This window comes from Sedimenticola selenatireducens DSM 17993 (assembly GCF_000428045.1).
Classification (GTDB): Bacteria; Pseudomonadota; Gammaproteobacteria; order Chromatiales; family Chromatiaceae; genus Sedimenticola; species Sedimenticola selenatireducens.
This window is the reverse complement of sequence record NZ_ATZE01000022.1, coordinates 71,976-98,487: the sequence shown is the minus strand read 5'-3', so window position 1 is coordinate 98,487 and position 26,512 is coordinate 71,976. Positions and strand designations below refer to the sequence as shown.

Sequence of the window (26,512 nt, the reverse complement as noted above, 5' to 3'; positions counted from 1 at the left end):
CCTACCCAGAGTTGCGAAGGCAAGAGACCCTCGATGACAACACAGGTCAGACCGGCATACCGAAAACCTGGCGTGCCCACAGTTTACGAGAACGATAGGGNGATAAGGACGGTATGTGCGCATGCTCATCAAGGCCAGAAGCCAAGAGTCGCTTCGATAACAGGCCGGATATATGGTAGCAACTTGTCCCTGCCATCGAGATCTAATGCCTTGCAAATGGGGAGGAGACCATATATGGGCACGCTTTCCGTGCCCACCCTGCGAGATTTTGGTGCAGCCAAAACGGCACCCCGGCAATCTCACTTGCCGACCGGAATCCCGATACCGCCCATCTGACTCAGCTGCTGCTGTTTGCGTACATTCCTTGCCGCCTTCTCGCCCACAAAGGCAGTGAAAGCCTCTACATTCTCGTAACCCATGTCCATGGCGAACTTGGTAACGGCAAAGACCAGGTCACGGGTCTTGGCGATCTCTTCGTGGCTGCGCCCGCAACCGGAGCAGTGGGTGCCCTCCTGACTGCAGAAATCACCACCTTTACACGGACTGAATTGCATAAATACTCTCCTCACTTTTAAAACCGTTACTATCAATGAGCGGTCATCAAACGAACCGTACCGATGACCTCTTTCGCGCCACCGTCGTGGCTGTCATAGATCCTGAAGAAGATACCACCTTCCGGCAGCTCCCCGCCAAACTGGCCGGTGGCGGCATAGCGCCAGTCATCCTGACTGGCCTGCACGTTGTCAAACTTCAGTTTATCGAACAGAGTGCCTTCCCTGTCCATGATATCCACCTCAAGTTGATGCTCACCCCTGTCCAGCAACAGATTGAGCACCATATAGGCCATGACCTCGGGATCACCCGCCCTCAGCCGGTTAAACACCCGTTCCGGCTGCACCGAATCCTCATCCGATGCGATCCGCTCGGCGAAATAGAGGTTGGTGATATAGGCAGCCTGACGATATTTTCCCGCCAAGGCCAGTTCGGGAAGCAGCAGACCCAGCAGGCACAAAACAACGAATACTCTAAGCATCCATCCTTTCCGGTAACGTTTGCGGACAGGCACATTGAAACCAGATGAGGCGACTTTTTCAAGTCGGCGGCCTTCCACGAACAGCCGCACGGATTCGGAGAACGCACTCACTCCACAACCGCCTTGCCGATTCCCCGGGGATCACTGGCGCCACTCAGGTGGCCGTCCTGCCGGTTCCAGAACAGGGCCTGCATGTTCCCATAACCTGAATCAAGCGGCTTCAGTTTGTGTCCCAGCTCCATCAGCTGCCGCTGTTCATCGGTATCCAGTGCGCCGGGTTCAAATTGGATCACGTCCGGCAGATACTGGTGGTGGTATCGCGGCCGGCTGACCCAGGCTTCGGGTCCACCCCCCTCCGCTAATGCCAGGATACCGTGCAGCAGCATGCTAATGATCCGACTGCCTCCGGGTGTGCCCAACACGGCCACGCCCTGATCGGTTTCAACAAAAGTGGGGGTCATGCTGGAGAGCATCCGCTTGCCCGGTTCAATGGCATTCGCCTCACCCCCCACCAGACCATAGACATTGGGTGCGCCGGGGCGCGCCGAGAAGTCATCCATCTCATCATTCAGCAGAATTCCGGTGCCCGGCACCACAAAGCAGGAGCCAAAAGGATAATTAATGCTCAGGGTGGCGGAGACCCGGTTACCCTCGGCATCGATAATCGAATAGTGAGTGGTGTCCTGCCCCTCAAGCCCAGTTCCGGCCGGCTGGTAACGACTCGGAGTGGCGGCATCCAGCTGAATATCGCGCGTCAGCCCGGCCGCATAGTCGGGATCTATCAGCCGCGCCACCGGCATATCGACAAAATCCGGGTCACCCAGATACTCGGCCCGATCCCGATAGGCGCGACGCATCACCTCCACCACCAGATGCTTGCGCTGCACTGACGGGTATTTATCCAGGTCAAACCGGGCCAGTTGGTTGAGCATGCTGATCAGTACGATACCGCCGGATGAGGGGGGCGCCGCACTGGTGATTTTCATGCCGCGGTACTCACCATGGACCGGCTCCCGCTCCACCACCCGGTATTCGGCCAGATCCGGCAACTGCCAGATCCCCCCGGCGGCCCTGACACCGGCCACCAGACGTTCCGCCACCGGACCGCGATAGAAGCCATCATGGCCCTGCTCCGCCATCCGGCGCAGGGTTTCTGCCAGCTGCGGCTGCCTGACAACTGCGTCCAGAGGCGGTACCGCGTCATCGATCAGGAACTGTTGTTTGCTGGCCGGCCACTGCCGAAGCTGCTCCAGCCGCCACTCCGCCATGCGCCGGTAGTGGCCGTCCACCGGGAAACCCTCCCGCGCCAGGCGTATCGCCGGCGCCAGGGTCCGGGCCAGCGGCAGGCGACCGTAGCGGGCCGCGAGATGGGCCAGCGCCGCCGGCTGTCCCGGAATACCGGCAGCGAGTGGACCATTCACCGACAGGCCTGGCACCACTTCGCCCTTCGAGTCCAGATAGAGATCACGATGCGCCGCCAGCGGCGCCCGCTCGCGGCCATCCAGCATCACCTCGAAACCGTCCCGGGCCCGGTGCAGCAGCCAGAAGCCGCCACCGCCCATACCGGAGCTGTAGGGTTCCACCACCGCCAGCACCGCTGCCACCGTGACGGCGGCATCGAAGGCGTTGCCGCCTTGGGCCAGGATGGCATGCCCCGCCTCGGTAGCCAGCGGATGGGCCGAGGCGATGGCACCGCGCTCCTGGGCCGCCGGCAGACCAGGCGGCAGCCACAGGAGCAACAACAACCACAGGAAGGGGCGCTGATGCCGCACGTCAGGCAACCGGGTTATCCATTGATGATCCGGTTGAACTTCTCCAACAACTGCTCTTCGGTCTCCACATGGTCCGGATCTTTGGGGATACAATCCACCGGGCAGACCTCGACACACTGGGGTTCATCGAAGTGGCCCACGCATTCGGTACAGAGATTTGGATCGATCACATAGATCTCATCCCCCTGGCTGATGGCGCCATTGGGGCACTCGGGTTCACAGACATCACAGTTAATACACTCATCGGTAATGATCAGGGCCATTGTTTAAACTCCAGATAGACTTGGCATCATGCCGTGAATTATATCCTGTATCCGTTATGTCAGGATAAATTGATAAAAGTAACGATCTGTCGGTCCAACCTTCAGGGCGGCCGGTTTACGGATCTGTGGCATAATGCCGCATCGACCAACGGCGGCGGCATGTAGCGATCCAGCTTCGGCCCCATCAACAGGTAACCCGTCAGATCAAGGAATTCGAGCATCATGACTGCCGATTCAATATCCTCGTCCGCATCCACCAGCCTGATACTGAGTGACGCCGGACTCGACTCCACCCTGGCCGTTACGTCGCTGGATGAATACGGCGACCCGCGCGAAGGCCATGTAGCGGCGGAGCGTGCCCTGACCCTCTATCTCAACAAACGCGAGCTGGTCACCCTAATGACCCTGGGGTCGCAGCCCGAGATGCTGGTGCTCGGCTGGCTGCGCAACCAGCGACTGGTGCAGCGGGTCGACCAGGTCGCGGTGATCCAGGTGGACTGGGAGACCGGTTCCGCCGCCATCCAGACCCGTGAAGAGATCCCGGACCTTGAAAACCGGCTCAGCCGCAAGACCGTCACCACCGGCTGTGGCCAGGGTACGGTGTTCGGCGACCTGATGGATGACCTGGACAAGATCGACCTGCCCAAAACCGAACTCAAACAGTCCCTCATCTATGGCCTGCTCAAGGCCCTGGACCAGCACAACCAGATCTACCGGCGCGCCGGCGCCGTGCATGGCTGCGCCCTCTGCCAGGGCACCGATATTCTCCATTTCGTCGAAGAGGTCGGTCGCCACAACGCCGTCGACACCATTGCCGGCCACATGTGGATGAACCAGACCGCGGGCCACGACAAAATTTTCTATACTACCGGCCGGCTCACCTCGGAGATGGTGATCAAGGTGGCCCAGATGGGCATCCCGATCCTGCTCTCCCGCTCCGGCGTCACCCAGATGGGGCTGGAACTGGCCCAGCGCTTGGGGGTCACCCTGGTGGCCCGCGCCAAGGGCGAGCACTTCCTGCTCTATCACGGTGCCGAACAGTTCCAGTTCGACCAGCCTCCGGGCAGAGCCAAACAGGTAAAACACCATGACTGACCAGACATCCCGGCCATCAATCACCGCCGTCATCCTGGCCGGCGGCAAGGCCCGCCGCATGGGCGGACAGGACAAAGGGCTGGTGGAACTGGCCGGCCGGCCCCTGATCGAGCATGTGATTGCCCGTATCAAACCCCAGGTCAGCCGGATCCTGATCAACGCCAACCGCAATACCGAGCAGTATGCCCGTTATGGCTATCCCGTGGTCAGTGACAGCCTGAGCGATTTTCAGGGCCCACTGGCCGGATTCCTCGCGGCCATGCAGCAGGTGGAGAGCGATTTCATCGTCACCATCCCCTGTGACGGTCCCTGCCTGCCTGATGACCTGATCAACCGCCTCTACAACGCCCAGCAGGCGGCACAAGCCGAGATTGCCGTGGCCCACGACGGCAACCGCATGCAGCCGGTCTACGCTCTCATCTCCACCCGCCTGCAACAGAGCCTGAATGAATTTCTCGCATCAGGCGAACGCAAAATCGACTGGTGGTACGCGCGGCACAACACGGTCACCGCCGACTTTTCCGATGCACCGGAGACCTTCCTGAACATCAATACCCTGGAAGAGCGGGATCGGTTCCAGCCAATCGGCCACAACAGTCCCTCCTGTTGATCCAATCCGCCGGTTTCATCGGCAACGGCAACCCCTGCAACTACCCGGGTTTCCGCTCGCATCCAATCAGATCAGGTACAGCCCCACCTCCCAATAAACGACAGAAACAGAAAGCTGGCAGCCCCACGCTGATTCATTAGATTCACATCTCTCCGACTATGGCGCTGCGCTCCCTGAGCCTCGCCGCATCACTTCACCCGTGGTCAAAAAAACGGCCCCGGGGAGGGGCCAAAAATGAGAGACGGGAATACGAGATGAAATGGTTGCCGGTTGCTATAGCAACCGGCATTGGAGACGAATCAGGGCGCGAACGCCTGAATGCCGGTCTGGGCACGCCCAAGTATCAGCGCATGCACATCATGGGTACCTTCGTAGGTATTGACCGCCTCCAGGTTCATGGCGTGACGAATCACGTGGAACTCATCCGAGATGCCGTTGCCACCGTGCATATCACGGGCAATACGCGCGATATCCAGCGCCTTGCCAGCGTTGTTGCGCTTCATCAGGGAGATCGCCTCCGGCGCTGCCTGTCCGGCATCAAACAACCGTCCAAGCTGCAGGCAGCCCTGCAGTCCCAGGGTGATCTCGGTCTGCATGTTGGCCAGTTTCAACTGGATCAGCTGATTGGCCGCCAGCGGCCGACCGAACTGTTTCCGGTCCAGGGTATAGGTGAGCGCACGATGCCAGCAGTCTTCCGCAGCACCCAGTACGCCCCAGGCAATGCCGTAGCGGGCACGGTTGAGACAGCCGAAGGGACCGGCAAGCCCCTTCACGTTTGGCAGCAGATTCTCCGCCGGGACAAATACCTCGTCCATGACGATCTCGCCGGTGATGGACGCGCGCAGCGAGAACTTGCCTTCGATCTTGGGTGCGGACAGTCCCTTCATACCCTTTTCCAGGATAAAGCCACGGATCACACCCTCGTCATCCTTGGCCCAAACGATAAAGACGTCGGCGATCGGTGAGTTGGTGATCCACATCTTGGAGCCGGACAGGGAGTAGCCGCCATCCACGGTGCGGGCACGGGTCTTCATGCCGGCCGGGTCGGAACCGTGATCCGGCTCGGTCAGGCCAAAACAACCCACCAGTTCACCAGTGGCCAGCTTCGGCAGGTATTTCTCGCGCTGCTCTTCCGTACCGTAGGCGTAGATGGGATGCATCACCAGGCTGGACTGCACGCTCATGGCGGAACGGTAGCCGGAATCGACCCGCTCCACTTCACGCGCAATCAAACCGTAGGAGACATAGTTGAGTCCGGCGCAGTCGTAACCATCAATGGTGACGCCCAGCAGACCCAGCTCGCCCATCTCGTTCATGATTTCACGATCAAAATGTTCGTGGCGATTGGCCTCGAGCACCCGTGGCATCAACTGTTCCTGACAGTATTTCTGCGCGGTATCCCGCACCATCCGCTCTTCCTCAGTCAACTGCTGATCCAGGAGTAACGGGTCTTCCCATTTGAATGGGGCTCTTGCCTGTGTTTTTGAATTCATAGCCACTTATTCCGGTTGTCTGAGAATGGTGGATGCGCTTCGCTTATCCACCCTACATCTGTGGGTGGATAAGCCGGCAGGCGTATCCACCGGATCTGTTAAATATACTGACCGCTATCCACCTTGATCACCTCACCGGTAATCATGCGCGCCTTTTCGGAAAGCAAAAACAGCACCGCATTGGCGATATCTTCCGGAGTTGCCAGCTCCTTCAGCATCGTCTCATCCAGCGCCTTCTGCAGGAATTCCTCCGGCAGCTTTTTCGCCATCTCGGTAAGTACCATGCCGGGAGCCACGGCATTCACCGTCACACCCTTGCCGCCCAGTTCCCGGGCCGCCGTCTTGGTCAGACCGATCATGCCCGCCTTGGCAGCAGTGTAGTTGGCCTGACCAAACTTACCCCGCATACCGTTGATCGAGGTGATATTGACAATACGGCCATGACCCTGTTCGCGCATCCGCGGGGCAAGCGCCCGGATCAGATAGAAGGCGCCACCCAGATTGATATTGATCACCGAGTGCCACTCTTCGTCACTCATCTTGGCAATACTTCTGTCCCGGGTGATACCGGCATTATTCACCAGCAGGGTGACATCATCCGGCAATTCATCCACCGCGGCCTTGACGCTCTCCGGGTCGCCGATATTGACCTCATGGAAGATGCCGGGTGTTGACCCGCTCTCTCCCACGCTCAGGTCAAATACATGCACCTCGGCACCCGCCGCTACCAACATCTCGGCCACCGTCCGGCCGATACCGCTGGCACCTCCGGTTACAACCGCCTTTCTGCCTGAAAAATCCCACATGACTATCGCCTCAGAGCGCGCAGGAGAGTGACAGTTCCTGGGCGGGACGGAACCCCGAGCTGGCCAGGAAACGATTCAGGTCAAAATTCTCCCACTCCACTTCGGTGCGCACATTTTCCACCTGCAACGAGGCCAGGTTATCCATCAACTGGGCCATCAGGGCGGAGCCGATACCGGCCCCCTTGTACTCCGGCCCGACACCCAGGGTATCGACCACGGCGGTGGACTCGGCACGGCCAAAGCTGCCGTAGTCAACCCGCGCCATTACAAACCCGGCCACCAGACCGTCCTGCTCGGCCACCATGGAGACACGAACACCGCTATCCGAAATCACTTCTGCTACCTTTTGCGTCAGATAGGTCTCACGATCCTCATTGGTGATATGTCTGTCAATCCGGCGAATCGAATCCAGGTCGGATTCAGCCAGTGAACGTACCGGGCGAAGTTCGATATCATCTTCCTCGTCCAGCGCCAGCGGGCTGGTATCCCGGGTCAGCACATTGCGTGCCGCCAAGGTGAAACCGGCGTTGGCAAAGTAAGCCAGCAGCTCCTGCTGATGCCAGTTGGCCTGGGTGCGCAGGCTGCCGCAACCCCGTTTAGCCGCCTCTTGCTTGAGTGCATTCATCAGCAGCATGCCGACACCTGAACCCTGCTCACCGGGTTGCACACCGAGAGCATCGATCACCGCCACCGGCTGATGGGTGCCAAACTCGCCCTTCAGCACATGGGCGAACAGGAAACCACAGAGCTGGCCATTCACACTGGCGACGAAACTGATATGGGTCTCCGGAGAGCGGCCCATCGCCTGCAGGCGTTTATTAAAAAATTCCGGGCGCGCATCGCCGCCGAGATTTTTGTCCAGTCCAATGACCTGCTCAATATCGCCTTCCTGCATTGGCTGTATCTGGCATTTTTTTTCCGACATCTCAACCCCTCCGGGTATTTTGTTTAGCATGCTGATGCACCAATGTGCACCGCCTGGCCAATACGGCGGGCAAGCGACTCCACTGCGGATTGGTACGGCCTGATCCAATCCGCGGGAGACGGTTGCCCGGCTTGACCTTCAGTCAACTCAGTGCAGCGTCTCGTACTTCGCCTGCAGCTGTTCCTGGGTCTCCTCAAAATCCGGATTGGGTACGATACAATCCGGTGGGCAGACCAGCTGGCACTGTGGTTCGTCCTCGGCGCCGACGCATTCGGTGCATTTCATCGGATCGATCACGTACATCGGATCACCCGCCGTGATGGCATCGTTCGGACACTCGGTCGGGCAGGCATCACAAGCGGTGCAGTCTTCATTAATCATAAGGGCCATAGCAATTTCTCCTTACGTGGGATAGATGATTATGACGCGATTGCCAGTGAGCCCTGCTCAGCCAGCTTCTCGTAACGATAGGCGCCCCAGATGGCGGCACCGATGGCACCAGCATAAGGAGAATCCGGATGGTTCACCGCCTTGGTCGGAATCTTCATTTTAACCATGGAGGCGTTGATGGAGTCCATCAGCCCCTCGTCCAGCGCCAGACCGCCACTGAGGAATGTCACACCCTCGTTAGCCTTGATTACGCGCAGCAGTTTTACCAGTCGACCCGCCATGGAGTCATGGATTCCACGCAGGATATTGGGTGCCGAGATGCCGCGCGACACCATGTTGATCACATCGGTCTCCGCCAGTACCGCACAGATACTGGATACATCTTCCGGATTGTCAGCCTGCTTGGAGAGTTCACCAATCTCGTTCTGGGCAATACCCAGGTAACGGGAGATATTCTCCAGGAACTGGCCCGAGCCGGAAGCACACTGACTGGTCATACGATAGGTCAACACCTTGCCGTGCTCATCCATCTTTACCGCTCGACCATTGAGCGCGCCCATATCCAGCACCGAGCGGGACTCGGGGTTGAGGTAGATGGCGCCACGGGCGTGTGTCGTCATGGAGTAGAAGTGACCGGTAGAGAACTCGATGTTCTCACCGTCGCCGGTGGTGGCGGTGTACTGAACATCCGACTCTTTAAGCCCGGCCTCTTCCAGCACCTCGTCGTAGGCGCGCCGCGCCAGCTCCTTCGGATCGCGTTGACGGATCTTGTCATTGCGACGGGCCACCCACTCATAGTTGTCCCCATCTGTTTTGAACAGAACGGTTTTAATACAACCTGAGCCAACATCAATGCCTATACTTGTCGTCATGCTTATGCCTCCTCTACGGCACGGCGGGCAAACTCTGCACCACCCAGTGCCCCGGTATAAATTGAATCCGGGTCGATATTGATCTGCACGTCGCCATAGTTCTCCTGAACCAGTTCGCGCAACTGTTTGACAGCGGCCTCGTTCTTGGCCACACCACCGGTAAAGGTGAATTCATCATCGATACCGCCGGAGCGGGAAATGATCGACATGGCGCGCAGGATAATGGCGCGGTGCAGACCGGCCATGATGTCCTCACGTTTTTCACCCAGCGACAGGCGGTCGCGCAACTCGGCACCGGCAAACACGGTACAGGTAGAGTTGATGCGCACGGTCTTGGTGGCTTGCATGGCCATCGGTCCCAGTTCGTGCAGGCCCAGGTTCATCTCGTCAGCGATGTAACCGAGGTAGCGACCGCAACCGGCGGCACAACGGTCATTCATCTGGAAGTTGACCACGATACCCTTGTCGTCGATCTGGATACCCTTGGTGTCCTGTCCGCCGATATCCAGCACGGTGCGGGTCTTGGGATACATCAGATGAGCGCCCAGGCCGTGACACAGAATCTCGGAGCGAATGTGCTCTTTCGGGAACGGCAGACGTACGCGGCCATACCCAGTGCCAACGACAAAGGTCTCTTCCAGGTCCAGATCCAGCACCTTCTTGATTGCCTCCATCACATCAGCCGGATCGACACTGAGATCAGTCTCTTCTTCCAGCACCTTGGTCAGTGCCCGCAGGAATTTTCCTTCCATGTCGGCATTTGGTGGACGGTTCTCCACCTCAATAATCGACTTGTCATAGATGTTGATCAGGGTATCGAAATTCATACCCATCTCTTTCGCGGTCTCTTCGGCAATGTTCATGTACTCAGAACCGGCCAGATCGCGGAAGAAGTCAGACTTGCGCACCACGCCCGGTCCAAACAGTCCCTGCAGCTTGTCGGCCAGACGGGCAAAGGCCACATCCAGCACGCCACAGATCTTCTCTTTCTGTCCCGGATAGCGCAGATCTCCCGCATTTTCCGCACAGGTCTGATGCAGATCTTCCAGCTGTTCCAGGAACAGCTCCAAGCGGAAGTGACGCTCCAGGTTGAACAGCAACCGGTCGATCTTCTCACCCTCGAGCCCGGCCAGCCCTTCCAGCTGGCGATGAAACAGGGTCAGACGCGTGCTAATGAATGCTTCCAGTTTCGCCACGCGGCTGGCGGTATCATAGTTGGAGCGGGAGTTGGTAATACCACGTCCCAATACTTCGCCTTTTTCGTCCATTACCACCGCCTTGGTGGTGGTGGAACCCAGGTCAATGCCTATATAACACTTCATGCTCAGGCCCCCTTAAGCTGTCTTTCTGCTGGAACGACGTTTCTGATCGACCATCTGGAAATAACTCTCCAGGCGGTTTTTCACATTGGCCGCGGAGAAGTAACGCGGGTCAACCAGATCAGTCTCTACAAATGCACCCGGTTTACCGGTGCGTTTCTCGATTTCGTTCATCATCATCAACTGGCCGGCTGAAAAGCTGTTGCAGCTCTTGATGGAGTTGATGAGCAGACCATCGGCCTGATACTCATTCATGTACTTCTCAATCAGGTCGACACGGCTGGGCATGTTGCGGTTGGTGTAACAACCCAGGCAGTAGTCGGCCAGTGACTCCAGCGGATTGGTCGGATCATGACGGAAACCCTCGTCATACACGCCGCCCACCTTGGTGTAGGTGCTGGCCACAACCACGGCGCCCTCGTCATAGAACATCTTCCAGAACTCGCGGAAGCTGGTCCAGTTTGGCGGACCTTCCACAACCAGACGGTATTTCTCTTCACCCATGTCACCTTCCGGGGTGATAGGTCCAAGACCATCCTTTAACCGCTGCTCGATCTCACCGCGCAACAGCTGATAGTACTCAATGGCATCCTGGGTACCGCGGAATGCGGTGAAGATCGGGCCAATGTAGTAGACACCACCGAAGTAGGCATCAATAGGTGAACGCACATTCTTGGCGCTCTCCAATACCCAGACCAAGTCGTCTTCCGCCTTGGCGGAACGGGCCATGTTCTCCCGCAACCGGTCGATATCAAACTTGACGCCCGAGGTCTTTTCCAGTGCCGGAATCACCTCTTCCTTTAACTGCTTGACCACAAAGTCACGCATGTTGTCGGTAATGACACCGTCGCCGGTATAGGGCACCTGCAACATGACGGTGTCGCAGTTGTACTCCTTGCGCAGCAGCTCGAACCACTTCATGAAAGTAAAGCAGCCGGTGTAAGAGAGCAGCAGCAGATCGGGGTTTGGCATCACCTTGCCATTGGGGGCAATGTTGCCCTTGGACATCATGCCGATGTCCGCCTTCACGTAGGTACAAACATCCTCTGAGTGACCACCGCGTTCGGCATCCATGATCATGCCGCCGCTCTGCTTGCGCATGCCGTTGTTGATCGCATTGATCTCCGGCAGATTATTGAGCAGGCCGAAGCTGCTGATCAGCTCGTTCAGGTTTCCCGGAACGAAAGTTGAGACGATCTTTTTGCCGGTTTCAGGAGCACCGGTGAGTGCATCGTAGTTGCCTGCGATCATCTCTTTCTGCTTGAGCATCGATGCGTCTTTGATCGCTTCTGGTTTGGTTGCAGTATTCATAGTGATCTTAGCTCCACAGCTTGAGGGAATCGGCAAAGGTACCCGCCTGTTCGCGGATCGGCTGCATCTGACCCGAGTTCTCTGCATATTTAAAGGAGATGTGCGGTACATCATTCTCGCTCATCTTGGCGGCCAGCAGGGGGCGTTCCAGCAGGGCCGGGTCACAGAAACTCGGCGCGGCGAAGATCACACCTTCCGCCTTGTTTTTCCTTACCGAGTCCAGTAGATACTGACCAACCTTCTCCTGGGTGTCGCAGTATTTGGCGGAAGAGTCGGCCGAGTGATGGAGGAAGGCATCCGCCAGGTTCTTGATCGGGTCACCCTCCGTGGGCACCTCTTCCATCAGCCAGCGGTTGACCAGCATGTAGTCATCATCCACCACATAACAACCGGCCATCTCGATCGACTTGATCAGGTTCAGCGGCGGCTGTTCACAGAACGCACCACAAGTGATGATGCGACAGTTATCGCGGATCGGGCGATCCTCTTCCTGGGCCGCTGCCATGTAGTCGGTCAGCATCACAATATGCTCTTCAACCGGCAGTACCTGACCGGCACGCATCAGCAGATAGACCTCGGAACTCGGCACCTTCCAGGGCTCGTCGGAACGCATGGCGTAGACATCACGCACCAGTTGACGGTGCTGGTTATAGATGGCGATGGAGTTGCTCAGCGCCTCATCGGTAATCTTGTTACCGGAGAGCTTCTCCATGTCATGGCGCAGCTCCTGCATCTCCCTCTGGTAATACTCGCCACCGATGTCATCGCGGTAGTTCTGCGGTACGTCAAAATACTTGGCATAGACGTTCGGCTTCATCAGCTTCCACATACCGGAGAGGTTGCGGATTACGTCGCAGATGCTGGGGAACAGCATGCCATCGACAAAGTCGAGACGACCGGTCAGGCCCAGTTCAATGGTGGAACGGGGGATGCGGCAGATGTAGCTCTGGTAGAAGGCGTCACCATGGATCACCTCCAGGCCGTCACCACCACCCAGGATGCCCAGGGGCAGCATGCCGGCGGCATGGATGATCTCCTCCGGAATGTACACCGGCATGAATCCAACCACTTTGCGACCGGGAGCCGCCTCTTTCCAGGCACGTGATGCAGCGAAAGTAGTATCTTCATACAACTCTTCACAGCGTGCGATTATCTCTGCAGTACTCATACTTACCTGTCCTCCCATTTGGCTGGACGTTTCTCAAGGAACGCATTTAAACCTTCTACAGCATCATGACTGGCCATCAGACCGTCCAGATAAAGGGCTTCAACGCTTGCCAGTTTGGCTTTGATACGCGCCACCACATCACTTCTGGCCGCCTGCACTGCAAAACGCAGCGAAGAGGCCGAATGGGGCGCAAGGAATTTGTCGAAATAGGCGATTGCCGCTGCCTCGGGATCTTCGGCAACCTGATTAACCAGCCCCATGCTCAGGGCCTCGTCACTCTTGACGCTGCGACCGGAAAACAGCAGGTCTTCCGCGTTGGCCAGACCGATTCGCTCGGGTAGCAGGCAGGAGGCCGCCGGGGCGAACACCGCCAGCTGTATCTCCGGCTGACCCAGACGCGCATCGGGCGCGGCAAACAACTGGCTGCCGGCCGCGACCACTTCCAGGCCACCGCCCAGACACTGACCCCGGATGGCTACCAGGATCGGCACCGGGAAATCCAGCATGGTCTCAATCAGGCGATGCAGGCTGCGCAGCATGGCAGCGCAACTGCCGGGCAGATGCTCCTCCACACTGGCGCCAAAGCTGAAGTGGGGACCTTCAGCATCCAGCAGCACAGCGCGCAACGAAGCCTGCCCGGCATATTGCTCGAAGGCCGTCTGCAGTGCGCCGATCATGGCGGCATCCACAATATTGGCCTTGGGCCGGTTGAGCCGCAGCCGCAGCAGCGCCCCGTCCCGGTCCATCCAAACCTTGAGCGGCGAATCGCTCATGCCTCAGCCCTCCTTACCCGGCATCAGGCTCTCGATCAGCTCGGGAGTCCAGGGAGCCGCCTCTGCCAGGGCCTGGCGCAGGGCGACAAAGTCGATCTCACGTCCCACCTCGCGATTGCCTTCATTGAAGGCACGGAAACCGGTGCGGGCCTCGTTCATCATGTTCAGGGCCAACCAAGCCCGGGAGTTTTCCTTGTTGCGGTTCCACGCCTCCAGTTTCGGTTTGCGCAGTTCCTCAAGACTTTTGGTCATGCACTCGGGGAAGGTCTCGATCAGCTTGGCGCAGAGATCTTCCACCGCCTGGTCCAGCAGGCTCAGATCGATCTCGCCCTGCTTGATCAGTGCCTTGGCCGCCTTGGCCTCTTCGCCACTTTTGAACTCACCGTGCACGATGCGACCATACTCATCCAGCATCTGGTCGGTGACCGCCATCGGGTTGGCGACAAACTTACCGTCCACCTTCAGGGCCGGTACGATCTGGGAGACGATACCCAGGCGGTACGCCTTGTGTGCCGAGAAGGGCTCACACAGCGTGCCGGAAACCATCGCCTGCTCGCAGCCGATCATGACCGGCAGGAAGTCGGTAGCGCCGCCAATGGCCGCGGAACCGTGCTTGGGACCGGCCTGGCCGAAGTTGGCCAGATCCTGTGCCACGGAGTAATCCGCCGCCATGCCGATCTCCTGTCCGCCGCCGATACGCATGCCATTGACCCGGCAGATCACCGGCTTGTCGCAGCCCAACATGGCGCTGACCATGTCGTTAAACAGGCGCATATACTGACGGTATTCCTGCGGGTTGCCGGCATAGTACTCGGCATATTCCTTGGTATTGCCACCGGTACAGAACGCCTTGTCGCCGGCACCGGTAAACACCACGGCGTTCACATCACGGGCGGAACTGGCGGCACGGAACGCGAGGATCACGCCCTTCACCATCTCAGTAGTATAGGAGTTATATTGGGCCGGGTTATTCAGGGTGATCCACATGTTGTAGAGCCCCTCTGCCACGGTACCGTCACGGCGCTTGGCAGGCCGTTTCTCGACCAGCAGCCCCTCGAAACTGAGTTCAGGAACCAGGTTATGGTCAACCATGGCGGCCGGCTTGGTGTTATTGATAATGCTGCGTGTTGAATCTCTCATAATACGTCCCCTTTAAAGATTCGGAACCAGAATGGCACGCTCGGTCAGAAGGTGGCCCTTGGCCGCTTCAAACACCGCGTTGATATCGTTTAACGAATGAAGTTTCACAAAGGGCTTCATCTGAATCTTGTTCTGCATCACCAGATCAAGCGCTTTTGGATAGTATTCAGGCAGGCAACCCCAGTTGCCCTGCAGGCGGGCGCTGAAGGCCATCAGATTTGACAGCCGCAACTCCAGCTTGGCCATGGTAAAACCGACCACCGCCAGATGGGAGCCGTAGGTCAGCAGACTGAAGGCGGTCTCCTGACCCGGAGCCGAACCGGAACATTCAAAAATCTTCCACTCGGTGGCACGCAGCCCATTCGACTTCACATGCTCTTTAATCAGCTTTTTGATCGCACGGGCATCGTGCTCCTTGGCGTTCAGGGTCAACTCGGCACCAAAATCCTTCAGCTGATCCAGCTTGCCCTGATCCACGTCGATAGCGACCACATGGGCCCCCATGGCGTTGGCAATCTGCACCGCGTAGCCACCGACACCGCCAACACCGATCACAATGGCCACATCACCCTCATTGATCCCGGCCAGCACCGCGGCCTGGTAGGGGGTGGTCACCGCATCGGCCAGCACCGCCACTTCGGCCAGACTCATACCGGCCGCCTCGAGCTGGGCCTCATCCACCGGACAGAGTCCGCGGGCCGGCACATTAATATGGGAAGCGAAGCCGCCCTGGATATCGTTACCCGGCATCTTTTGGCTGCGGCACATGGTACCCAGGCCGCGCTGGCAGAGATCACACTCACCACAGGGCATCACCGCGGGAATTACCACCGCCTTGCCCAGCATGGCCTCGGCACCTTCTCCACAGGCGACTACCCGGCCGCTGATTTCATGCCCCAGGGTCAGGGGCAACTCGTGGTTGGTACGGACACCGTCATATAGAAAACCAAGATCGGTATGGCAGACACCGCAGCCGGCCACTTCCACCGTTACCTCACCTGCCACTGGCGTCTCGAAAGTGCACTCCTGCTTGGCGAAAGGCTCGCCAACAGCAGTCATTTGCCAACGGTATCCATTAATACTCATAGTCTGCTCTCTCCGAAATTTTCATTTCACGCACTTACGCTGTGGCAATGAATTATATTTCACTTTCAACCCTTGTCAACCTAAAATTGTGTACTATATTTCCTTTGACACGACCCATTTCATGAAATATGATTCATTTCACCTGCAACCAATCGGGTAAATCCCAGCAAAATCCTGCGATATATATCATATTTATAAGGTATATCTAATGAACAATTCTGCATCCACCGAGACCGCCAAAGGCAGTTCCACAGGCGCTCCCCGTTCACTCTCCATTGCCATGCTCGGCAGTGGAGGTTCCGGTGTCATGACTGCCGGCCAGCAACTCCTGGACGCAGCTGGCCAGGCCGGCTGGTACGGCATGATGACCCGTTCATCGGGCCCACAGATCCGCGGCGGTGAAGCCGCCGCCCTGCTGCGCCTCTCCCCTCAACCCGTGGAGACCCACAAGGGTCGTTTCGATATCCTGCTGGCCATCGACTGGCTGAACGCCGACCGTTTTGTCGGCGAGATCATTCTGGACAGCAACAGCATCGTGATCGGCGATGTGGGCGGCCAGGTACCTGATGCCATCAGCAATATGGGTGGACGTTATGTGGAACTGCCCCTGAGCGAACTGGCCAAGGGCATCACTGGCGGACGCCCCAACATGGTGGCGCTCGGCGCTCTGGCGCAGCTGATCAACCTGCCGGTGGACGCCCTGGAAAAGGTGTTGACCAAGTCGTTGTCAAAAAAAGGTGAGGCGGCTATCGAGGCCAGCATGTCTGGCGTCAGGGCCGGTATCGAGCAGGCATCCGCTATTCCTGATATCCCGGAATTCCGGATTGAAGCCAACTCCCAGGTGGAGCGCTGGAGCATCACCGGCAACGAAGCCGCCGGCCTGGGCGCGATCCGCGGCGGCGTGCGCTTTGTGGCGGCCTACCCGATCACCCCCGGCACAGAAATCCTCGAGTGGCTGGCACCCAATCTAAAGAAGGTGGGCGGCGTACTGGTGCAGGCGGAAGATGAACTGGCCTCGATCAATCAGTTGATTGGCGGCTCCTTCGGCGGCACTCCCTCGCTCACCGCCACCTCCGGCCCCGGTCTGGCGCTGATGATTGAATCCATCGGTCTGGCCGTCGCCTCGGAGACGCCGGTGGTCGTGGTCGACGTCATGCGTGGCGGCCCCTCCACCGGTATCCCGACCAAGTCGGAACAGAGCGATCTCAACATCGCCCTCTACGGTCTGCACGGTGACGCACCCCACATCGTGGTCGCACCGATGTCGATTGGCGATTGTCTGTTCACCACCCAGTGGGCCACCCACCTGGCCGAAACCCTGCAAACCGCATCGATCGTGCTGTCCGATCAGTCACTGGGCCAGACCCGCGCCCTGATCGACCGGCCGGCCGATATAGCGTTTGTCTCCGGGGGCCGCAAGATCACCAGCAAGGCGGAAGATTTCCGTCGCTATGTGGTCAACGAATCCGGCGTTTCTCCCATGTCCATCCCGGGCACACCGGGCTGCCAGTACACCGCCGACGGCCTGGAACACTCCCCCACCGGCACTCCCTCCAGTCGGGCCGAGGACCATATCCAGCAGTTGAACAAGCGCAAGCGCAAGCTTGACCAGTTTGACTATGGTGATCACTGGGCCAAGATCGAGGGTAAAGGCGACATGGCGGTACTGACCTGGGGCTCGAGCACCGGGCCGGTCAGCGAGGCGATCGACATGCTGGCGGCGGAAGGCCACAAGGTCAGACTGATCAGCATGCGTCTGCTGTCACCGACACAACCGGAACGCCTGGCGGCCGCCCTGGCCGGCGTGCAACGCACCCTGGTGGTCGAACAGTGCCACGGGGCACAGTTCTATCACTATCTGCGCGCCCATTATGACCTGCCATGCGAACTTCGCTCCATGGCCGTCCCCGGCCCCCTGATGATCCGTCCCGATGATGTCTACAGCGAACTCAAAGCGTGGGAGAACGACTAATGGAAACAGCAAACCCCTGTCCCAGTCTGAAACCGAATGAATACAAATCCGGCACCAAGCCCGTCTGGTGTCCCGGGTGTGGTGACTACAGTGTGCTGCTGGCCATCACCAAGGCGATGTCCGAGATGAACCTGGAGCCGGAAAACGTCGCGCTGGTCTCCGGCATCGGCTGCTCCTCGCGTCTGCCCGCCTACCTTAACGTCTACGGATTCCATGCCGTTCACGGCCGTGCGCTGCCCGTTGCCACCGGTCTCAAAGTCTCGCGTCCCGACCTCACGGTACTGGCGGCGGGTGGTGACGGTGACGGTTTCTCCATCGGCGGCAACCACTTCATGCACGCCTGCCGGCGCAACGTGGATATGACCTATATCGTCATGGACAACCAGGTCTATGGCATGACCAAGGGCCAGGCATCCCCCACCACCGATCCCGATTGGGACAAGAGCAAACTGACCCCGGGTGGCACCAAGATCAATCCCTATTACCCGCTGGTGATCGCCCTCGCCTCCGGTGCCAACTTTATTGCCCGCGCCTCCAGCACCGATCCCAACGGCGCGGCCAAGGTACTGGTGGACGCGATTCGCCATCCCGGCTTCTCCTTTGTGCACATGCTCAGCCCCTGCGTCACCTTCCGCCCCGAACAGAAGGACTGGAAGAAAATGGTGCGCGCGGCGCCGGTCGAGCCGACCAAGGATCCGGCGGTCGCCGCCAAGCGGCTGATGACCGATGACAACTTCTTCCTCGGCACGCTGTACAAGGGCGACCGGGCTGCCTATCAACCGGAGCTGAAAACCACGGTTGAACACCTGTCGGACCTGGAACAGGGGTTCGTGTTGTGACCGGGTCACAGATCGACAGCAAGGTCGAACTACTTGCCCGCACCCTGGCCATGCTCTCGGAAATGGTTGAGCGCTATGACCTGTTTGCCGACCAGATGGAGGTGATGAACAATCCGGAAGCGGCGGAGCTCTTCCGCTGGCTGGAAAAAAAGCAGAATAGCCGTACCCGGGTGGTGCAGGAACTCAGCGAAGGACTGACCCTGCCACATATCCCACCCTGGGATTACAACTGGGATGACGCCATCAATACCGAGGTGCCGGGACACAGCAGCGCCCACTATATGATGACGCCCTACCACACCCTGACCCTGGCAATGGATGTCGAGCAGAGTGCCGCTGACCTGTTCCGACAGATCGAACAGGGTTCGACGGTTGCGGAGGTACAGAAACTGGCGCGCAGCTTTGCCCGGGAGGCCAGTGAATTCCGTGACTACCTGAAACAGAAACGCGCAGCGCATCCAGTGCCTGAAGCAGGCTGGGACGAGGATGAGGATCCACCCTTGCTGCTTGAGTAAAGCAACAGATAGTTTCTTTAATAACTTTTTAAAAAGGAGATTATCACGTGGTCGACGGGGTTCGTTTTACTCGTCAGATTCTGCGGACTTTACATCTGACCACGTACCATCCCAGGATCATCTGACAATTGTCAGAAACAACTCAATTGGAACAAAAACCGGTTGACGATTGCACCAAATAGTTTATTTTGAAACTAAATCAATAATAATAAATGCGAACATGAAAACTGTATCGGATTGTCACTGACAAGACGATTCAAAACCCTTACTTGAACAATAACAGACGAAGGCATAGGCAATGAAAGAGAGCTTGAAGGAAGGACTGGCAAGAACCGACCGCTACGAGATTGACAAGGCTCGTACCGTAAACTTTGTCGGCGACGACTGCGCGGTCTATTCAACACCCAGCCTGATCTACGATATGGAAGTGACCAGCCGCAACCTGCTGCTGGAGCATCTGGATGCAGGTGAGGACTCGGTCGGCACCCGGGTTGAAATGGATCACACCGGCGCCACCCTGCTCGGTATGTGGGTGGAGATCACCAGCACCATCACCGAGGTAAAGGGTCGCATGGTGAGCTACGAGTTCACCGCCCGTGACGCGCTGGAGAATGTCGCCAGGGGCAAACATACCCGCTTTATCGTGGATACCGAGCAGACCGCCGCACGGCTTAAATCCAAGGCCGCAAAAGCAACCAGCTAAAGGCAGACAGCCATGACCACTGAATCACCCACAGGCAAGACCAAGATCCCGACATACTGTTATCAGTGCGTCGCCGGTCCCGACCTGCTCAACGTCCGGGTCGAAGACGGTATCGCCACCGAGGTGCAACCCAACTTCGACGCGGCGGACTGCACACCGGCCGCTGGCAAGGTGTGCGTCAAGGCGTTTGGACTGATTCAGAAGGTCTACAATCCGCATCGCATTCTCACCCCGATGAAGCGGACCAATCCGAAGAAGGGGCGCAACGAAGATCCGAAGTTTGTCCCGATCAGCTGGGACGAGGCGCTGGACACCATCGCCGACAAGGTGAAACAGATCCAGGTCGAAGGCAAGACCGACGAGGCGGGCTACCCCAAGATCGCCGCCAGTTTCGGCGGCGGCGGCACCTCCACCTACTACATGGGCACCTTCCCCGCATTCCTCAGTGCCATCACCCCGATCGACATGGGATTCGGCAGCGGCCAGGGCGTCAAGTGCTACCATTCGGAGCATCTTTACGGTGAGCTCTGGCACCGCGCCTTCATCGTCACCCCGGATACACCGAAGTGCGATTACATTATCTCCTTCGGCATGAATATCGAGGCCTCCGGTGGTGTGTGCGGTGTAAAACGGCATGCCGACGCCCGCGACCGGGGAGTCAAACGGATTCAGGTTGAACCGCATCTCTCCCAGACCGGTGCCGCCTCCTCCGAATGGGTGCCGATCAGGCCGAAGACCGATCCGGCATTCATGTTCGCACTCATCCATGTGCTGCTGCATGAGCAGCGCGACCGCCTGGACAAGGTGTTCCTGCGTGATCGCACCGGCTCCCCCTACCTGGTGGCGCCCAACGGCTACTACCTGCGTGACCCGGAGAGCAAAAAGCCGCTGATCTATGACCTGAAAAGCAAGCAGGCGGTGCCCTTTGATACGCCGGATACCGAACCGGCCCTGGAGGGACAGTACATCCTCAGCGGCATCGAGCTGGGCGCCGACGAGGATCGCTGGGAGCACCAGGATATCAAGGTCACCACGGCCTTTGAGAAACTGGTTGAACACATGAAGCCGTTCACCCCGCTATGGGCCGGACGGGTCTGCGATGTGGACCACAAGATCATCCGCCGCATCGCCCTGGAGTACCTGGATCACGCCCGCATCGGCGAGACCATCGAGGTGGACGGGCGCACCATGCCGCTGCGCCCGGTCGCGGTCACCCTCGGCAAGACCGTCAACAACGGCTGGGGCGGCTTCCACTGCTGCTGGGCCCGTACCATGCTGGCAGTGCTGGTGGGTGCACTGGAAGTGCCGGGTGGTACCATCGGCACCACCGTGCGTATCAACCGCCCCGCCTCCGATCGCAACGACAGCGTCAAGCTTTCCGAGGACGGCTTCCTCGCCTATCCGATGAATCCGACCGACAAGGAGAACTGGGTCGCCAAGCCGGAGGTACGTAACGCCAACCGCACCCTGGTGCCGCTGGTCGGTAACTCGGCCTGGAGCCAGGCCCTGGGGCCGACTCATCTGGCCTGGATGCAGCAGGAGAAGGGGCCGGAGCATTGGCCACAGGCCACCAAGCCGGCCCTCTGGTTCGTCTATCGCACCAATCCGGCCATCTCCTTCTGGGATACCGAGCAGATCACCGAAACCATCGCCACCTTCCCGTTCACGGTCTGTTTCGCCTATACCCGCGACGAGACCAACCACATGGCGGATATCCTGCTGCCGGATCGCACCGACCTGGAGGGGCTGCAGCTGATCCGTATCGGCGGTACCAAATTTATCGAACAGTTCTGGGATCATCAGGGCTTTGCCCTGCGCCAGCCGGTGACCGAGCCGCAGGGCGACACCCGCGACTTTACCTGGATCAGTACCGAGCTGGCACGACGCTGTGGCGTGCTGGAGAAGTACAACAAGGCCGTCAACCGCGGCGCCGCCGGCGTCGCACTGAAGACCGACTATTACGATTTCAGCCTGGACGAGAGCCAGGCCCACGACGTCGAGACCATCTGGGACGCCAACTGCAAGGCGGCCAGTGCCGAGATTACCGGCGGCAAGGAGAGCCAGGGCCTCGACTACTACAAGGAGAAGGGCTACCGACTCACCGGCTTCCCGCGCATCAAGTGGTACCTCACCGCCAAGATGGAGGATGAGGGTGTGCGCTATGAACTGCCCTACCAGGAGACCCTGAAGCGGGTCGGCGTACAGCTGGGTCGGCGCCTGCACGAGCGCGGCATCAGCTGGTGGGACGAGCAGTTGGAAGAGTACGAGGGACTGCCCGACATGATGGATTTCCAGGCACTCTGGGAAGGGGCGCTGGAGCGCAACTTCGGTGTCGATATCAGCGATTATCCGTTCTGGCTGGTCACCTCCCGCAGTATGCAGTACGCCTGGGGCGGCAATGTCTCGATCCAGATGATCCGCGAAGTATCCCAGAACATCGGTACCCATGGCGGCCTGGTGATGAACACCGGTCAGGCGCACAAGCTGGGCCTCAAGGATGGCGACCGGGTGGAGATCACCTCACCGCTCAGCGCCACCCGGGGCATCCTGGTCACCCGCCAGGGCATTCGCCCCGACACCCTGATGCTGATGGGCCAGTTCGACCATTGGGCGACCCCGTTTGCCAAGGATTTTGACGTACCGAGCATGAACTCCCTGGTACCGATGCTGCTGGATCTGACCGACTCCAGCGGTTCCGGCGCGGATCTGGCCCGAGTCAAGATCAAGAAGATTGGAGATGCCAAATGACCCGTTATGTGATGGTCGCCGATATCAACCGCTGTGTCGGTTGCCAGACCTGCACCGCGGCCTGCAAGCACACCAATGCCACGGCGCCCGGCGTGCAGTGGCGCAAGGTACTGGATTTTGAAGTCGGCACCTACCCCAATGTACGCCGCGCCTTCATTCCGGTGGGTTGCAACCACTGCCTGGATGCGCCCTGTGCCGATGTCTGCCCCACCCTGGCCACCTACAAGCGGCCCGACGGCATCGTCTCCATCGACTACGATCTCTGTATCGGCTGTGCCTACTGTATCCAGGCCTGCCCCTATCAGGCCCGGGACCGGGTAGACATACCCAACAAGGCCTATGGCAAGCAGTTCGGTCAGATGAAACATGAGCAGAAAGTGCCCCACAGCGAACGCCGCGCGGTGGCGCAGAAGTGCACCTTCTGCGTTGACCGCATCGACTATGGCACCGCCAACGGCCTCACGCCGGGCATCGACCCGGACGCCACGCCGGCCTGCGCCAACAGCTGTATCGCCAATGCCCTGATTTTCGGCGACATCGACGATCCGGAGAGCAACGTGTCCCAGCTGCTGCGCACACATGAACACTTCCAGATGCACGAAGAGCTGGAAACCGGCTCGGGCTTCTATTACCTGTGGGAACGTAAATAATGTTAGGTCCTACTCTACAGAAACGCTGGGACTGGCGCGCTGCCGGCAACTTCATCTGCGGCGGCACCGGCTCCGGTCTGCTGGTGGTCGCAGCCCTGTTGTCGGCCCTGGGGCTGCACACCACCGGCTACGCCCTGCTCGCCAGCGCCTTCGTCGCCACCGGCCTGGGTCTGGTATGGCTGGAGATCGGCCGCCCGCTGCGCTCCATGAACGTGTTCCGCAACCCGGCCACCTCCTGGATGACCCGCGAAGGCATGGTGGCCATGCTGCTGCTGCCACTGGGCATCCTCACCTTCTTTACCGGCTCCACTTCCCTGCTGATCCTGAGCGCCATCCCGGCGGCCCTGTTTCTGTATGCCCAGGCGCGTATCCTGCACATGGCCAAGGGCATCCCGGCCTGGCGCACCAATGCCATCAATCCGCTGATCGTGACCACCGGCCTGACCGAGGGCATGGGTGTGTTGCTGATATTTGCCGGGCTGGTGGAAGGCAACGTGGCCGCCCTGTTCGTCGGCTATGGCTGGATCATCGCCCTCTCGCTGGTATTCCTGCGCGGCGCGGCCTGGCTCAACTACCGCTACTCACTGGCCAACAACGCACCGGAGCAGACGCTGCAGGTGCTGGAACGGGCCAACATCGTCATCACCCTGCTTGGTATAGCCACGCCGCTCGTGCTGCTGTTCCTGGGCAAGAGTTACGCGGCCTATCAGTTACCGCTGGCGGCGGTAGCCGGATTTTTCATGGTGCTGTGCGGCTGGTTCTGCAAGTACCAGATCATCATCTATGCGGCCTACTACCAGGGCTTTGCCATCACTCACACCCCGGCGCGGGGCGGCGGCAAGCCCGGCCCCGGACTGAAACCCGGCTGGAGATTGCCACAATGACAATAACCGCAGTAGAACAAAAAACCACCCACGAGGTACGCCTGCATGGTCGCGGCGGACAGGGCGCGGTGCTCGCCTCCAAGATCCTCGCCAAGGCCATAGTCATGAGCGGACAGCATGTCACCGCCATCCCGGCCTTCGGCTTCGAGCGGCGCGGCGCGCCGGTGGCCGCCTTCTTGCGCTATTCCGATCGACCCTTGCGGGCGGTCACCAATATCTATGCGCCGGATTACATTATCTGTATCGATCCGAGCATCCCCAAGGCGGTGGATATCTTTGCCGGGGTGCAGCCGAACAGCACCCTGATCCAGGCCACGCGCCAGTCGGCCGAGTCGCTCAACTGCCCCGAACAGGTCACCAGGGTGGTGCTGTGCGACGCAGTCACCATTGGCATGGAGGTGTTCCGCCGCCCCATCACCAATACCATTATGCTCGGCGCCTTCGCCAAGGCCACCGGCATCGTCACCATGGAGGGACTGCGCGCCGGACTGGAGTCGGCCAATTTCCGCGACGCCGGCCTGGAGCAGAATCTGATCGCGGTCGAGCGCGGCTTCAACGAATCAATAGTGAAACAGCGACAGGGAGGAGAGTGGGTATGAGCAACGACCCGGATTACAAAATGAAAGCCCACCCGCGTCCCGATATGAGCCAGGTGCCGGACAACCTCTGCCCGGTCGCCATCATCGAGAACGGCATGCTGCCAGGCGACTGGCGCGCCGAGCGGCCAATCGTCGACCGCGCCAAATGCGTCAAGTGCGCCATCTGCTGGATCTTCTGCCCCGTGCAGTGCATCGTCGAGAAGCCGGCCTGGTTCGATGTCAACTACGACACCTGCAAGGGTTGCGGTATCTGTGCCGTGGAGTGTCCGCACAATGCCATCAAGATGATTGAGGAGATCAAGTAATGGCCACGCCTGCCCTGAAGATGAAACACCCCGGCTGCGCCCAGTCCATTGTCTGTGACGGCAACGAGGCGGCCGCCTGGGCCGTCGCCCTGGCCCGCCCCGACCTGGTGGCGGTGTATCCGATCACCCCCCAGTCCTCGCTGGTGGAGTACGTCTCCCAGTTTATTGCCGACGGCAAGATACAGGCGGAACTGATGAACGTGGAGGGTGAGCACAGCGTGCTCTCCGCCCTGCACGGCGCCGCCCTCGCGGGTGGCCGCACCTATACCGCCACCTGCGGTCCCGGTCTCGCCTTCATGTTTGAACCCTACTGGCGCACGCCGGGCATGCGCCTGCCGATCGTCGCCTCGCTGGTCACCCGCGACGGCATCACCCCGCAATGCGTCTGGGGTGGCCAGCAGGACGCCATGACCATGAAGGAGACCGGCTGGATCCAGATCTACTGTGAGACCGTGCAGGAGGTGCTGGACACCACCATCATGGCCTACCGCATTGCCGAGCATCACGACGTGATGCTGCCGGTGAATATCTGCCATGACGGCAACTATCTCTCCTACGGCGTCACCCAGGTGGACGTGCCGGAGCAGTCCGCTGTGGATGACTACCTGGGCGAGAAGGACGTCAACTGGCATGTGGCACTGGATCCCATGCGGCCCATGGCCGTCGATCCGCTCACCGGTGGCGCCGGCGGTCCGGGGCCGAGCAAGTTCGTCGCCTATCGCAAGGGTCTCTGTGAAGGCATGCAGAACGCCCTCGGCGTGATCGAACAGGCCCATGCCGACTGGGCGGATATTTTCGGTCGCGACTATGCCCCGCTGGTGGAGGAGTATCGGCTGGATGACGCCGACTACGCCCTGGTCACCATCGGCTCCATGACCGGTGCCGCCAAGGATGCCATCGACAGCGCCCGGCTACGCGGTGAACGGGTCGGCCTGATCAAGATCAAGACCTTCCGCCCGTTCCCCGTCGAGGCCATGACCCGCGCCCTGAAAAAGGTCGAGGCGGTCGGCGTGGTGGATCGCTCTGTGCACTACGGCTGGGATTGCGGACCGCTCTACCAGGAGGTACTGAGCTGCCTCTACCGCGCCGGCAAACCGGTTGCCTCCGGCTCCTTCATTGGCGGACTGGCCGGTGCCGACCTGACCGAAGGCCACTTCGCCCGCGCCATCGAGCGCACCGCGCAATTGCTGGCGGGTACTGAATTCGACGGCCCGGTGTGGCTGAACGAGAACGATTGAGGA

The 26,512-nt window shown here is 59.4% G+C and carries 27 protein-coding genes; 12 read left to right on the top strand and 15 right to left on the bottom strand.

The genetic code is table 11. The annotated features are described in order from the left end of the window. Positions 1 to 299 precede the first annotated feature (299 nt). The 4 genes from A3GO_RS26455 to A3GO_RS0115835 all read right to left on the bottom strand — a co-directional run bounded on the left by A3GO_RS26455 (position 300) and on the right by A3GO_RS0115835 (position 3,068). Entirely contained in the window at positions 300 to 554 is a 255-nt protein-coding gene (locus tag A3GO_RS26455) for a hypothetical protein (RefSeq protein WP_029134238.1), read from the bottom strand. A gap of 32 nt (positions 555 to 586) precedes the next feature. Beyond that, positions 587 to 1,033: a hypothetical protein gene (locus tag A3GO_RS0115845; protein ID WP_157606842.1), complete on the bottom strand. Its 447-nt coding sequence runs from the start codon at positions 1,031 to 1,033 to the stop codon at positions 587 to 589. Between the two features lie 107 nt (positions 1,034 to 1,140). Then, positions 1,141 to 2,805, bottom strand: a complete 1,665-nt coding sequence (gene ggt / locus A3GO_RS0115840; RefSeq protein WP_029134236.1) for a gamma-glutamyltransferase — start codon at positions 2,803 to 2,805, stop codon at positions 1,141 to 1,143. 14 nt (positions 2,806 to 2,819) lie between these two features. Continuing rightward, positions 2,820 to 3,068, bottom strand: a complete 249-nt coding sequence (locus tag A3GO_RS0115835; protein WP_029134235.1) for a YfhL family 4Fe-4S dicluster ferredoxin — start codon at positions 3,066 to 3,068, stop codon at positions 2,820 to 2,822. Positions 3,069 to 3,290: 222 nt separating this feature from the next. Here A3GO_RS0115835 and A3GO_RS0115825 point away from each other — a divergent pair, with 222 nt between their 5' ends. Together A3GO_RS0115825 and mobA are read left to right on the top strand one after the other, a co-directional pair. Further along, complete coding sequence (locus A3GO_RS0115825) at positions 3,291 to 4,163, top strand: formate dehydrogenase accessory sulfurtransferase FdhD (RefSeq protein ID WP_051302456.1); 873 nt, start codon at positions 3,291 to 3,293, stop codon at positions 4,161 to 4,163. Next, the gene (mobA, locus tag A3GO_RS0115820) at positions 4,156 to 4,773 is read left to right on the top strand and encodes a molybdenum cofactor guanylyltransferase MobA (protein ID WP_029134233.1); all 618 of its coding nucleotides are present in this window, start codon (positions 4,156 to 4,158) and stop codon (positions 4,771 to 4,773) included. The genes A3GO_RS0115825 and mobA overlap by 8 nt, the downstream gene beginning before the upstream one ends. Before the next feature lie 299 nt (positions 4,774 to 5,072). On the opposite strand, the gene A3GO_RS0115815 is transcribed toward mobA, so the two are convergent. The 11 genes from A3GO_RS0115815 to had all read right to left on the bottom strand — a co-directional run bounded on the left by A3GO_RS0115815 (position 5,073) and on the right by had (position 16,056). Continuing rightward, positions 5,073 to 6,266: an acyl-CoA dehydrogenase gene (locus tag A3GO_RS0115815; RefSeq protein ID WP_029134232.1), complete on the bottom strand. Its 1,194-nt coding sequence runs from the start codon at positions 6,264 to 6,266 to the stop codon at positions 5,073 to 5,075. A gap of 98 nt (positions 6,267 to 6,364) precedes the next feature. Further along, positions 6,365 to 7,072: a 3-oxoacyl-ACP reductase FabG gene (gene fabG, locus A3GO_RS0115810; RefSeq protein WP_029134231.1), complete on the bottom strand. Its 708-nt coding sequence runs from the start codon at positions 7,070 to 7,072 to the stop codon at positions 6,365 to 6,367. Positions 7,073 to 7,082: 10 nt separating this feature from the next. Then, on the bottom strand, positions 7,083 to 7,997 hold the full coding sequence (locus tag A3GO_RS24145) for a GNAT family N-acetyltransferase (protein ID WP_037375644.1): 915 nt from the start codon (positions 7,995 to 7,997) through the stop codon (positions 7,083 to 7,085). A 147-nt stretch (positions 7,998 to 8,144) separates the two neighbouring features. Then, a complete protein-coding gene (locus tag A3GO_RS0115795) occupies positions 8,145 to 8,387 on the bottom strand; it encodes a YfhL family 4Fe-4S dicluster ferredoxin (RefSeq protein WP_029134230.1) in 243 nt (80 codons plus the stop codon). Between the two features lie 29 nt (positions 8,388 to 8,416). Further along, the gene (gene bcrD / locus A3GO_RS0115790) at positions 8,417 to 9,259 is read right to left on the bottom strand and encodes a benzoyl-CoA reductase subunit D (protein ID WP_029134229.1); all 843 of its coding nucleotides are present in this window, start codon (positions 9,257 to 9,259) and stop codon (positions 8,417 to 8,419) included. Positions 9,260 to 9,261: 2 nt separating this feature from the next. Further along, entirely contained in the window at positions 9,262 to 10,581 is a 1,320-nt protein-coding gene (gene bcrA, locus A3GO_RS0115785) for a benzoyl-CoA reductase subunit A (RefSeq protein ID WP_029134228.1), read from the bottom strand. 12 nt (positions 10,582 to 10,593) lie between these two features. Beyond that, on the bottom strand, positions 10,594 to 11,889 hold the full coding sequence (gene bcrB / locus A3GO_RS0115780; protein WP_029134227.1) for a benzoyl-CoA reductase subunit B: 1,296 nt from the start codon (positions 11,887 to 11,889) through the stop codon (positions 10,594 to 10,596). 7 nt (positions 11,890 to 11,896) lie between these two features. Then, on the bottom strand, positions 11,897 to 13,057 hold the full coding sequence (bcrC, locus tag A3GO_RS0115775; protein ID WP_084610151.1) for a benzoyl-CoA reductase subunit C: 1,161 nt from the start codon (positions 13,055 to 13,057) through the stop codon (positions 11,897 to 11,899). Between the two features lie 2 nt (positions 13,058 to 13,059). Continuing rightward, complete coding sequence (locus A3GO_RS0115770) at positions 13,060 to 13,830, bottom strand: cyclohexa-1,5-dienecarbonyl-CoA hydratase (protein WP_029134225.1); 771 nt, start codon at positions 13,828 to 13,830, stop codon at positions 13,060 to 13,062. 3 nt (positions 13,831 to 13,833) lie between these two features. After that, complete coding sequence (gene oah / locus A3GO_RS0115765; RefSeq protein ID WP_029134224.1) at positions 13,834 to 14,970, bottom strand: 6-oxocyclohex-1-ene-1-carbonyl-CoA hydratase; 1,137 nt, start codon at positions 14,968 to 14,970, stop codon at positions 13,834 to 13,836. A 12-nt stretch (positions 14,971 to 14,982) separates the two neighbouring features. Beyond that, complete coding sequence (had, locus tag A3GO_RS0115760; protein ID WP_029134223.1) at positions 14,983 to 16,056, bottom strand: 6-hydroxycyclohex-1-ene-1-carbonyl-CoA dehydrogenase; 1,074 nt, start codon at positions 16,054 to 16,056, stop codon at positions 14,983 to 14,985. Between the two features lie 208 nt (positions 16,057 to 16,264). Here had and A3GO_RS0115755 point away from each other — a divergent pair, with 208 nt between their 5' ends. From A3GO_RS0115755 to padG, 10 genes are all read left to right on the top strand, one after another. Then, a complete protein-coding gene (locus A3GO_RS0115755; RefSeq protein WP_157606841.1) occupies positions 16,265 to 18,028 on the top strand; it encodes a 2-oxoacid:acceptor oxidoreductase subunit alpha in 1,764 nt (587 codons plus the stop codon). After that, on the top strand, positions 18,028 to 18,867 hold the full coding sequence (locus A3GO_RS0115750) for a 2-oxoacid:ferredoxin oxidoreductase subunit beta (protein WP_029134221.1): 840 nt from the start codon (positions 18,028 to 18,030) through the stop codon (positions 18,865 to 18,867). Before A3GO_RS0115755 ends, A3GO_RS0115750 begins: the two co-directional genes overlap by 1 nt. Further along, entirely contained in the window at positions 18,864 to 19,382 is a 519-nt protein-coding gene (locus A3GO_RS0115745) for a ferritin-like domain-containing protein (protein ID WP_029134220.1), read from the top strand. Before A3GO_RS0115750 ends, A3GO_RS0115745 begins: the two co-directional genes overlap by 4 nt. Before the next feature lie 298 nt (positions 19,383 to 19,680). Then, positions 19,681 to 20,085: a thioesterase family protein gene (locus A3GO_RS0115740; RefSeq protein WP_029134219.1), complete on the top strand. Its 405-nt coding sequence runs from the start codon at positions 19,681 to 19,683 to the stop codon at positions 20,083 to 20,085. Positions 20,086 to 20,097: 12 nt separating this feature from the next. Beyond that, entirely contained in the window at positions 20,098 to 22,833 is a 2,736-nt protein-coding gene (locus A3GO_RS0115735) for a molybdopterin-dependent oxidoreductase (RefSeq protein WP_029134218.1), read from the top strand. Further along, entirely contained in the window at positions 22,830 to 23,483 is a 654-nt protein-coding gene (locus A3GO_RS0115730; protein WP_029134217.1) for a 4Fe-4S dicluster domain-containing protein, read from the top strand. The genes A3GO_RS0115735 and A3GO_RS0115730 overlap by 4 nt, the downstream gene beginning before the upstream one ends. Beyond that, entirely contained in the window at positions 23,483 to 24,367 is an 885-nt protein-coding gene (locus tag A3GO_RS24140) for a hypothetical protein (RefSeq protein ID WP_037375642.1), read from the top strand. The genes A3GO_RS0115730 and A3GO_RS24140 overlap by 1 nt, the downstream gene beginning before the upstream one ends. Further along, positions 24,364 to 24,966, top strand: coding sequence for an NADH-dependent phenylglyoxylate dehydrogenase subunit gamma (gene padE / locus A3GO_RS0115720; RefSeq protein WP_037375641.1), 603 nt, complete (start codon positions 24,364 to 24,366; stop codon positions 24,964 to 24,966). The genes A3GO_RS24140 and padE overlap by 4 nt, the downstream gene beginning before the upstream one ends. Continuing rightward, entirely contained in the window at positions 24,963 to 25,271 is a 309-nt protein-coding gene (gene padF, locus A3GO_RS0115715) for an NADH-dependent phenylglyoxylate dehydrogenase subunit delta (protein WP_051302454.1), read from the top strand. The genes padE and padF overlap by 4 nt, the downstream gene beginning before the upstream one ends. Further along, on the top strand, positions 25,271 to 26,509 hold the full coding sequence (gene padG, locus A3GO_RS0115710) for an NADH-dependent phenylglyoxylate dehydrogenase subunit alpha (RefSeq protein ID WP_051302452.1): 1,239 nt from the start codon (positions 25,271 to 25,273) through the stop codon (positions 26,507 to 26,509). The genes padF and padG overlap by 1 nt, the downstream gene beginning before the upstream one ends. Positions 26,510 to 26,512 lie beyond the last annotated feature (3 nt).

Bases quoted from the DNA above. Each gene is read 5' to 3' on its own strand.
- A3GO_RS26455 (WP_029134238.1), bottom strand. From the start codon at position 554: ATGCAATTCAGTCCGTGTAAAGGTGGTGATTTCTGCAGTCAGGAGGGC.
- A3GO_RS0115845 (WP_157606842.1), bottom strand. From the start codon at position 1,033: ATGCTTAGAGTATTCGTTGTTTTGTGCCTGCTGGGTCTGCTGCTTCCC.
- A3GO_RS0115835 (WP_029134235.1), bottom strand. From the start codon at position 3,068: ATGGCCCTGATCATTACCGATGAGTGTATTAACTGTGATGTCTGTGAA.
- A3GO_RS0115825 (WP_051302456.1), top strand. From the start codon at position 3,291: ATGACTGCCGATTCAATATCCTCGTCCGCATCCACCAGCCTGATACTG.
- mobA (WP_029134233.1), top strand. From the start codon at position 4,156: ATGACTGACCAGACATCCCGGCCATCAATCACCGCCGTCATCCTGGCC.
- A3GO_RS0115815 (WP_029134232.1), bottom strand. From the start codon at position 6,266: ATGAATTCAAAAACACAGGCAAGAGCCCCATTCAAATGGGAAGACCCG.
- fabG (WP_029134231.1), bottom strand. From the start codon at position 7,072: ATGTGGGATTTTTCAGGCAGAAAGGCGGTTGTAACCGGAGGTGCCAGC.
- A3GO_RS24145 (WP_037375644.1), bottom strand. From the start codon at position 7,997: ATGTCGGAAAAAAAATGCCAGATACAGCCAATGCAGGAAGGCGATATT.
- A3GO_RS0115795 (WP_029134230.1), bottom strand. From the start codon at position 8,387: ATGGCCCTTATGATTAATGAAGACTGCACCGCTTGTGATGCCTGCCCG.
- bcrD (WP_029134229.1), bottom strand. From the start codon at position 9,259: ATGACGACAAGTATAGGCATTGATGTTGGCTCAGGTTGTATTAAAACC.
- bcrA (WP_029134228.1), bottom strand. From the start codon at position 10,581: ATGAAGTGTTATATAGGCATTGACCTGGGTTCCACCACCACCAAGGCG.
- bcrB (WP_029134227.1), bottom strand. From the start codon at position 11,889: ATGAATACTGCAACCAAACCAGAAGCGATCAAAGACGCATCGATGCTC.
- bcrC (WP_084610151.1), bottom strand. From the start codon at position 13,057: ATGAGTACTGCAGAGATAATCGCACGCTGTGAAGAGTTGTATGAAGAT.
- A3GO_RS0115770 (WP_029134225.1), bottom strand. From the start codon at position 13,830: ATGAGCGATTCGCCGCTCAAGGTTTGGATGGACCGGGACGGGGCGCTG.
- oah (WP_029134224.1), bottom strand. From the start codon at position 14,970: ATGAGAGATTCAACACGCAGCATTATCAATAACACCAAGCCGGCCGCC.
- had (WP_029134223.1), bottom strand. From the start codon at position 16,056: ATGAGTATTAATGGATACCGTTGGCAAATGACTGCTGTTGGCGAGCCT.
- A3GO_RS0115755 (WP_157606841.1), top strand. From the start codon at position 16,265: ATGAACAATTCTGCATCCACCGAGACCGCCAAAGGCAGTTCCACAGGC.
- A3GO_RS0115750 (WP_029134221.1), top strand. From the start codon at position 18,028: ATGGAAACAGCAAACCCCTGTCCCAGTCTGAAACCGAATGAATACAAA.
- A3GO_RS0115740 (WP_029134219.1), top strand. From the start codon at position 19,681: ATGAAAGAGAGCTTGAAGGAAGGACTGGCAAGAACCGACCGCTACGAG.
- A3GO_RS0115735 (WP_029134218.1), top strand. From the start codon at position 20,098: ATGACCACTGAATCACCCACAGGCAAGACCAAGATCCCGACATACTGT.
- A3GO_RS0115730 (WP_029134217.1), top strand. From the start codon at position 22,830: ATGACCCGTTATGTGATGGTCGCCGATATCAACCGCTGTGTCGGTTGC.
- A3GO_RS24140 (WP_037375642.1), top strand. From the start codon at position 23,483: ATGTTAGGTCCTACTCTACAGAAACGCTGGGACTGGCGCGCTGCCGGC.
- padE (WP_037375641.1), top strand. From the start codon at position 24,364: ATGACAATAACCGCAGTAGAACAAAAAACCACCCACGAGGTACGCCTG.
- padF (WP_051302454.1), top strand. From the start codon at position 24,963: ATGAGCAACGACCCGGATTACAAAATGAAAGCCCACCCGCGTCCCGAT.
- padG (WP_051302452.1), top strand. From the start codon at position 25,271: ATGGCCACGCCTGCCCTGAAGATGAAACACCCCGGCTGCGCCCAGTCC.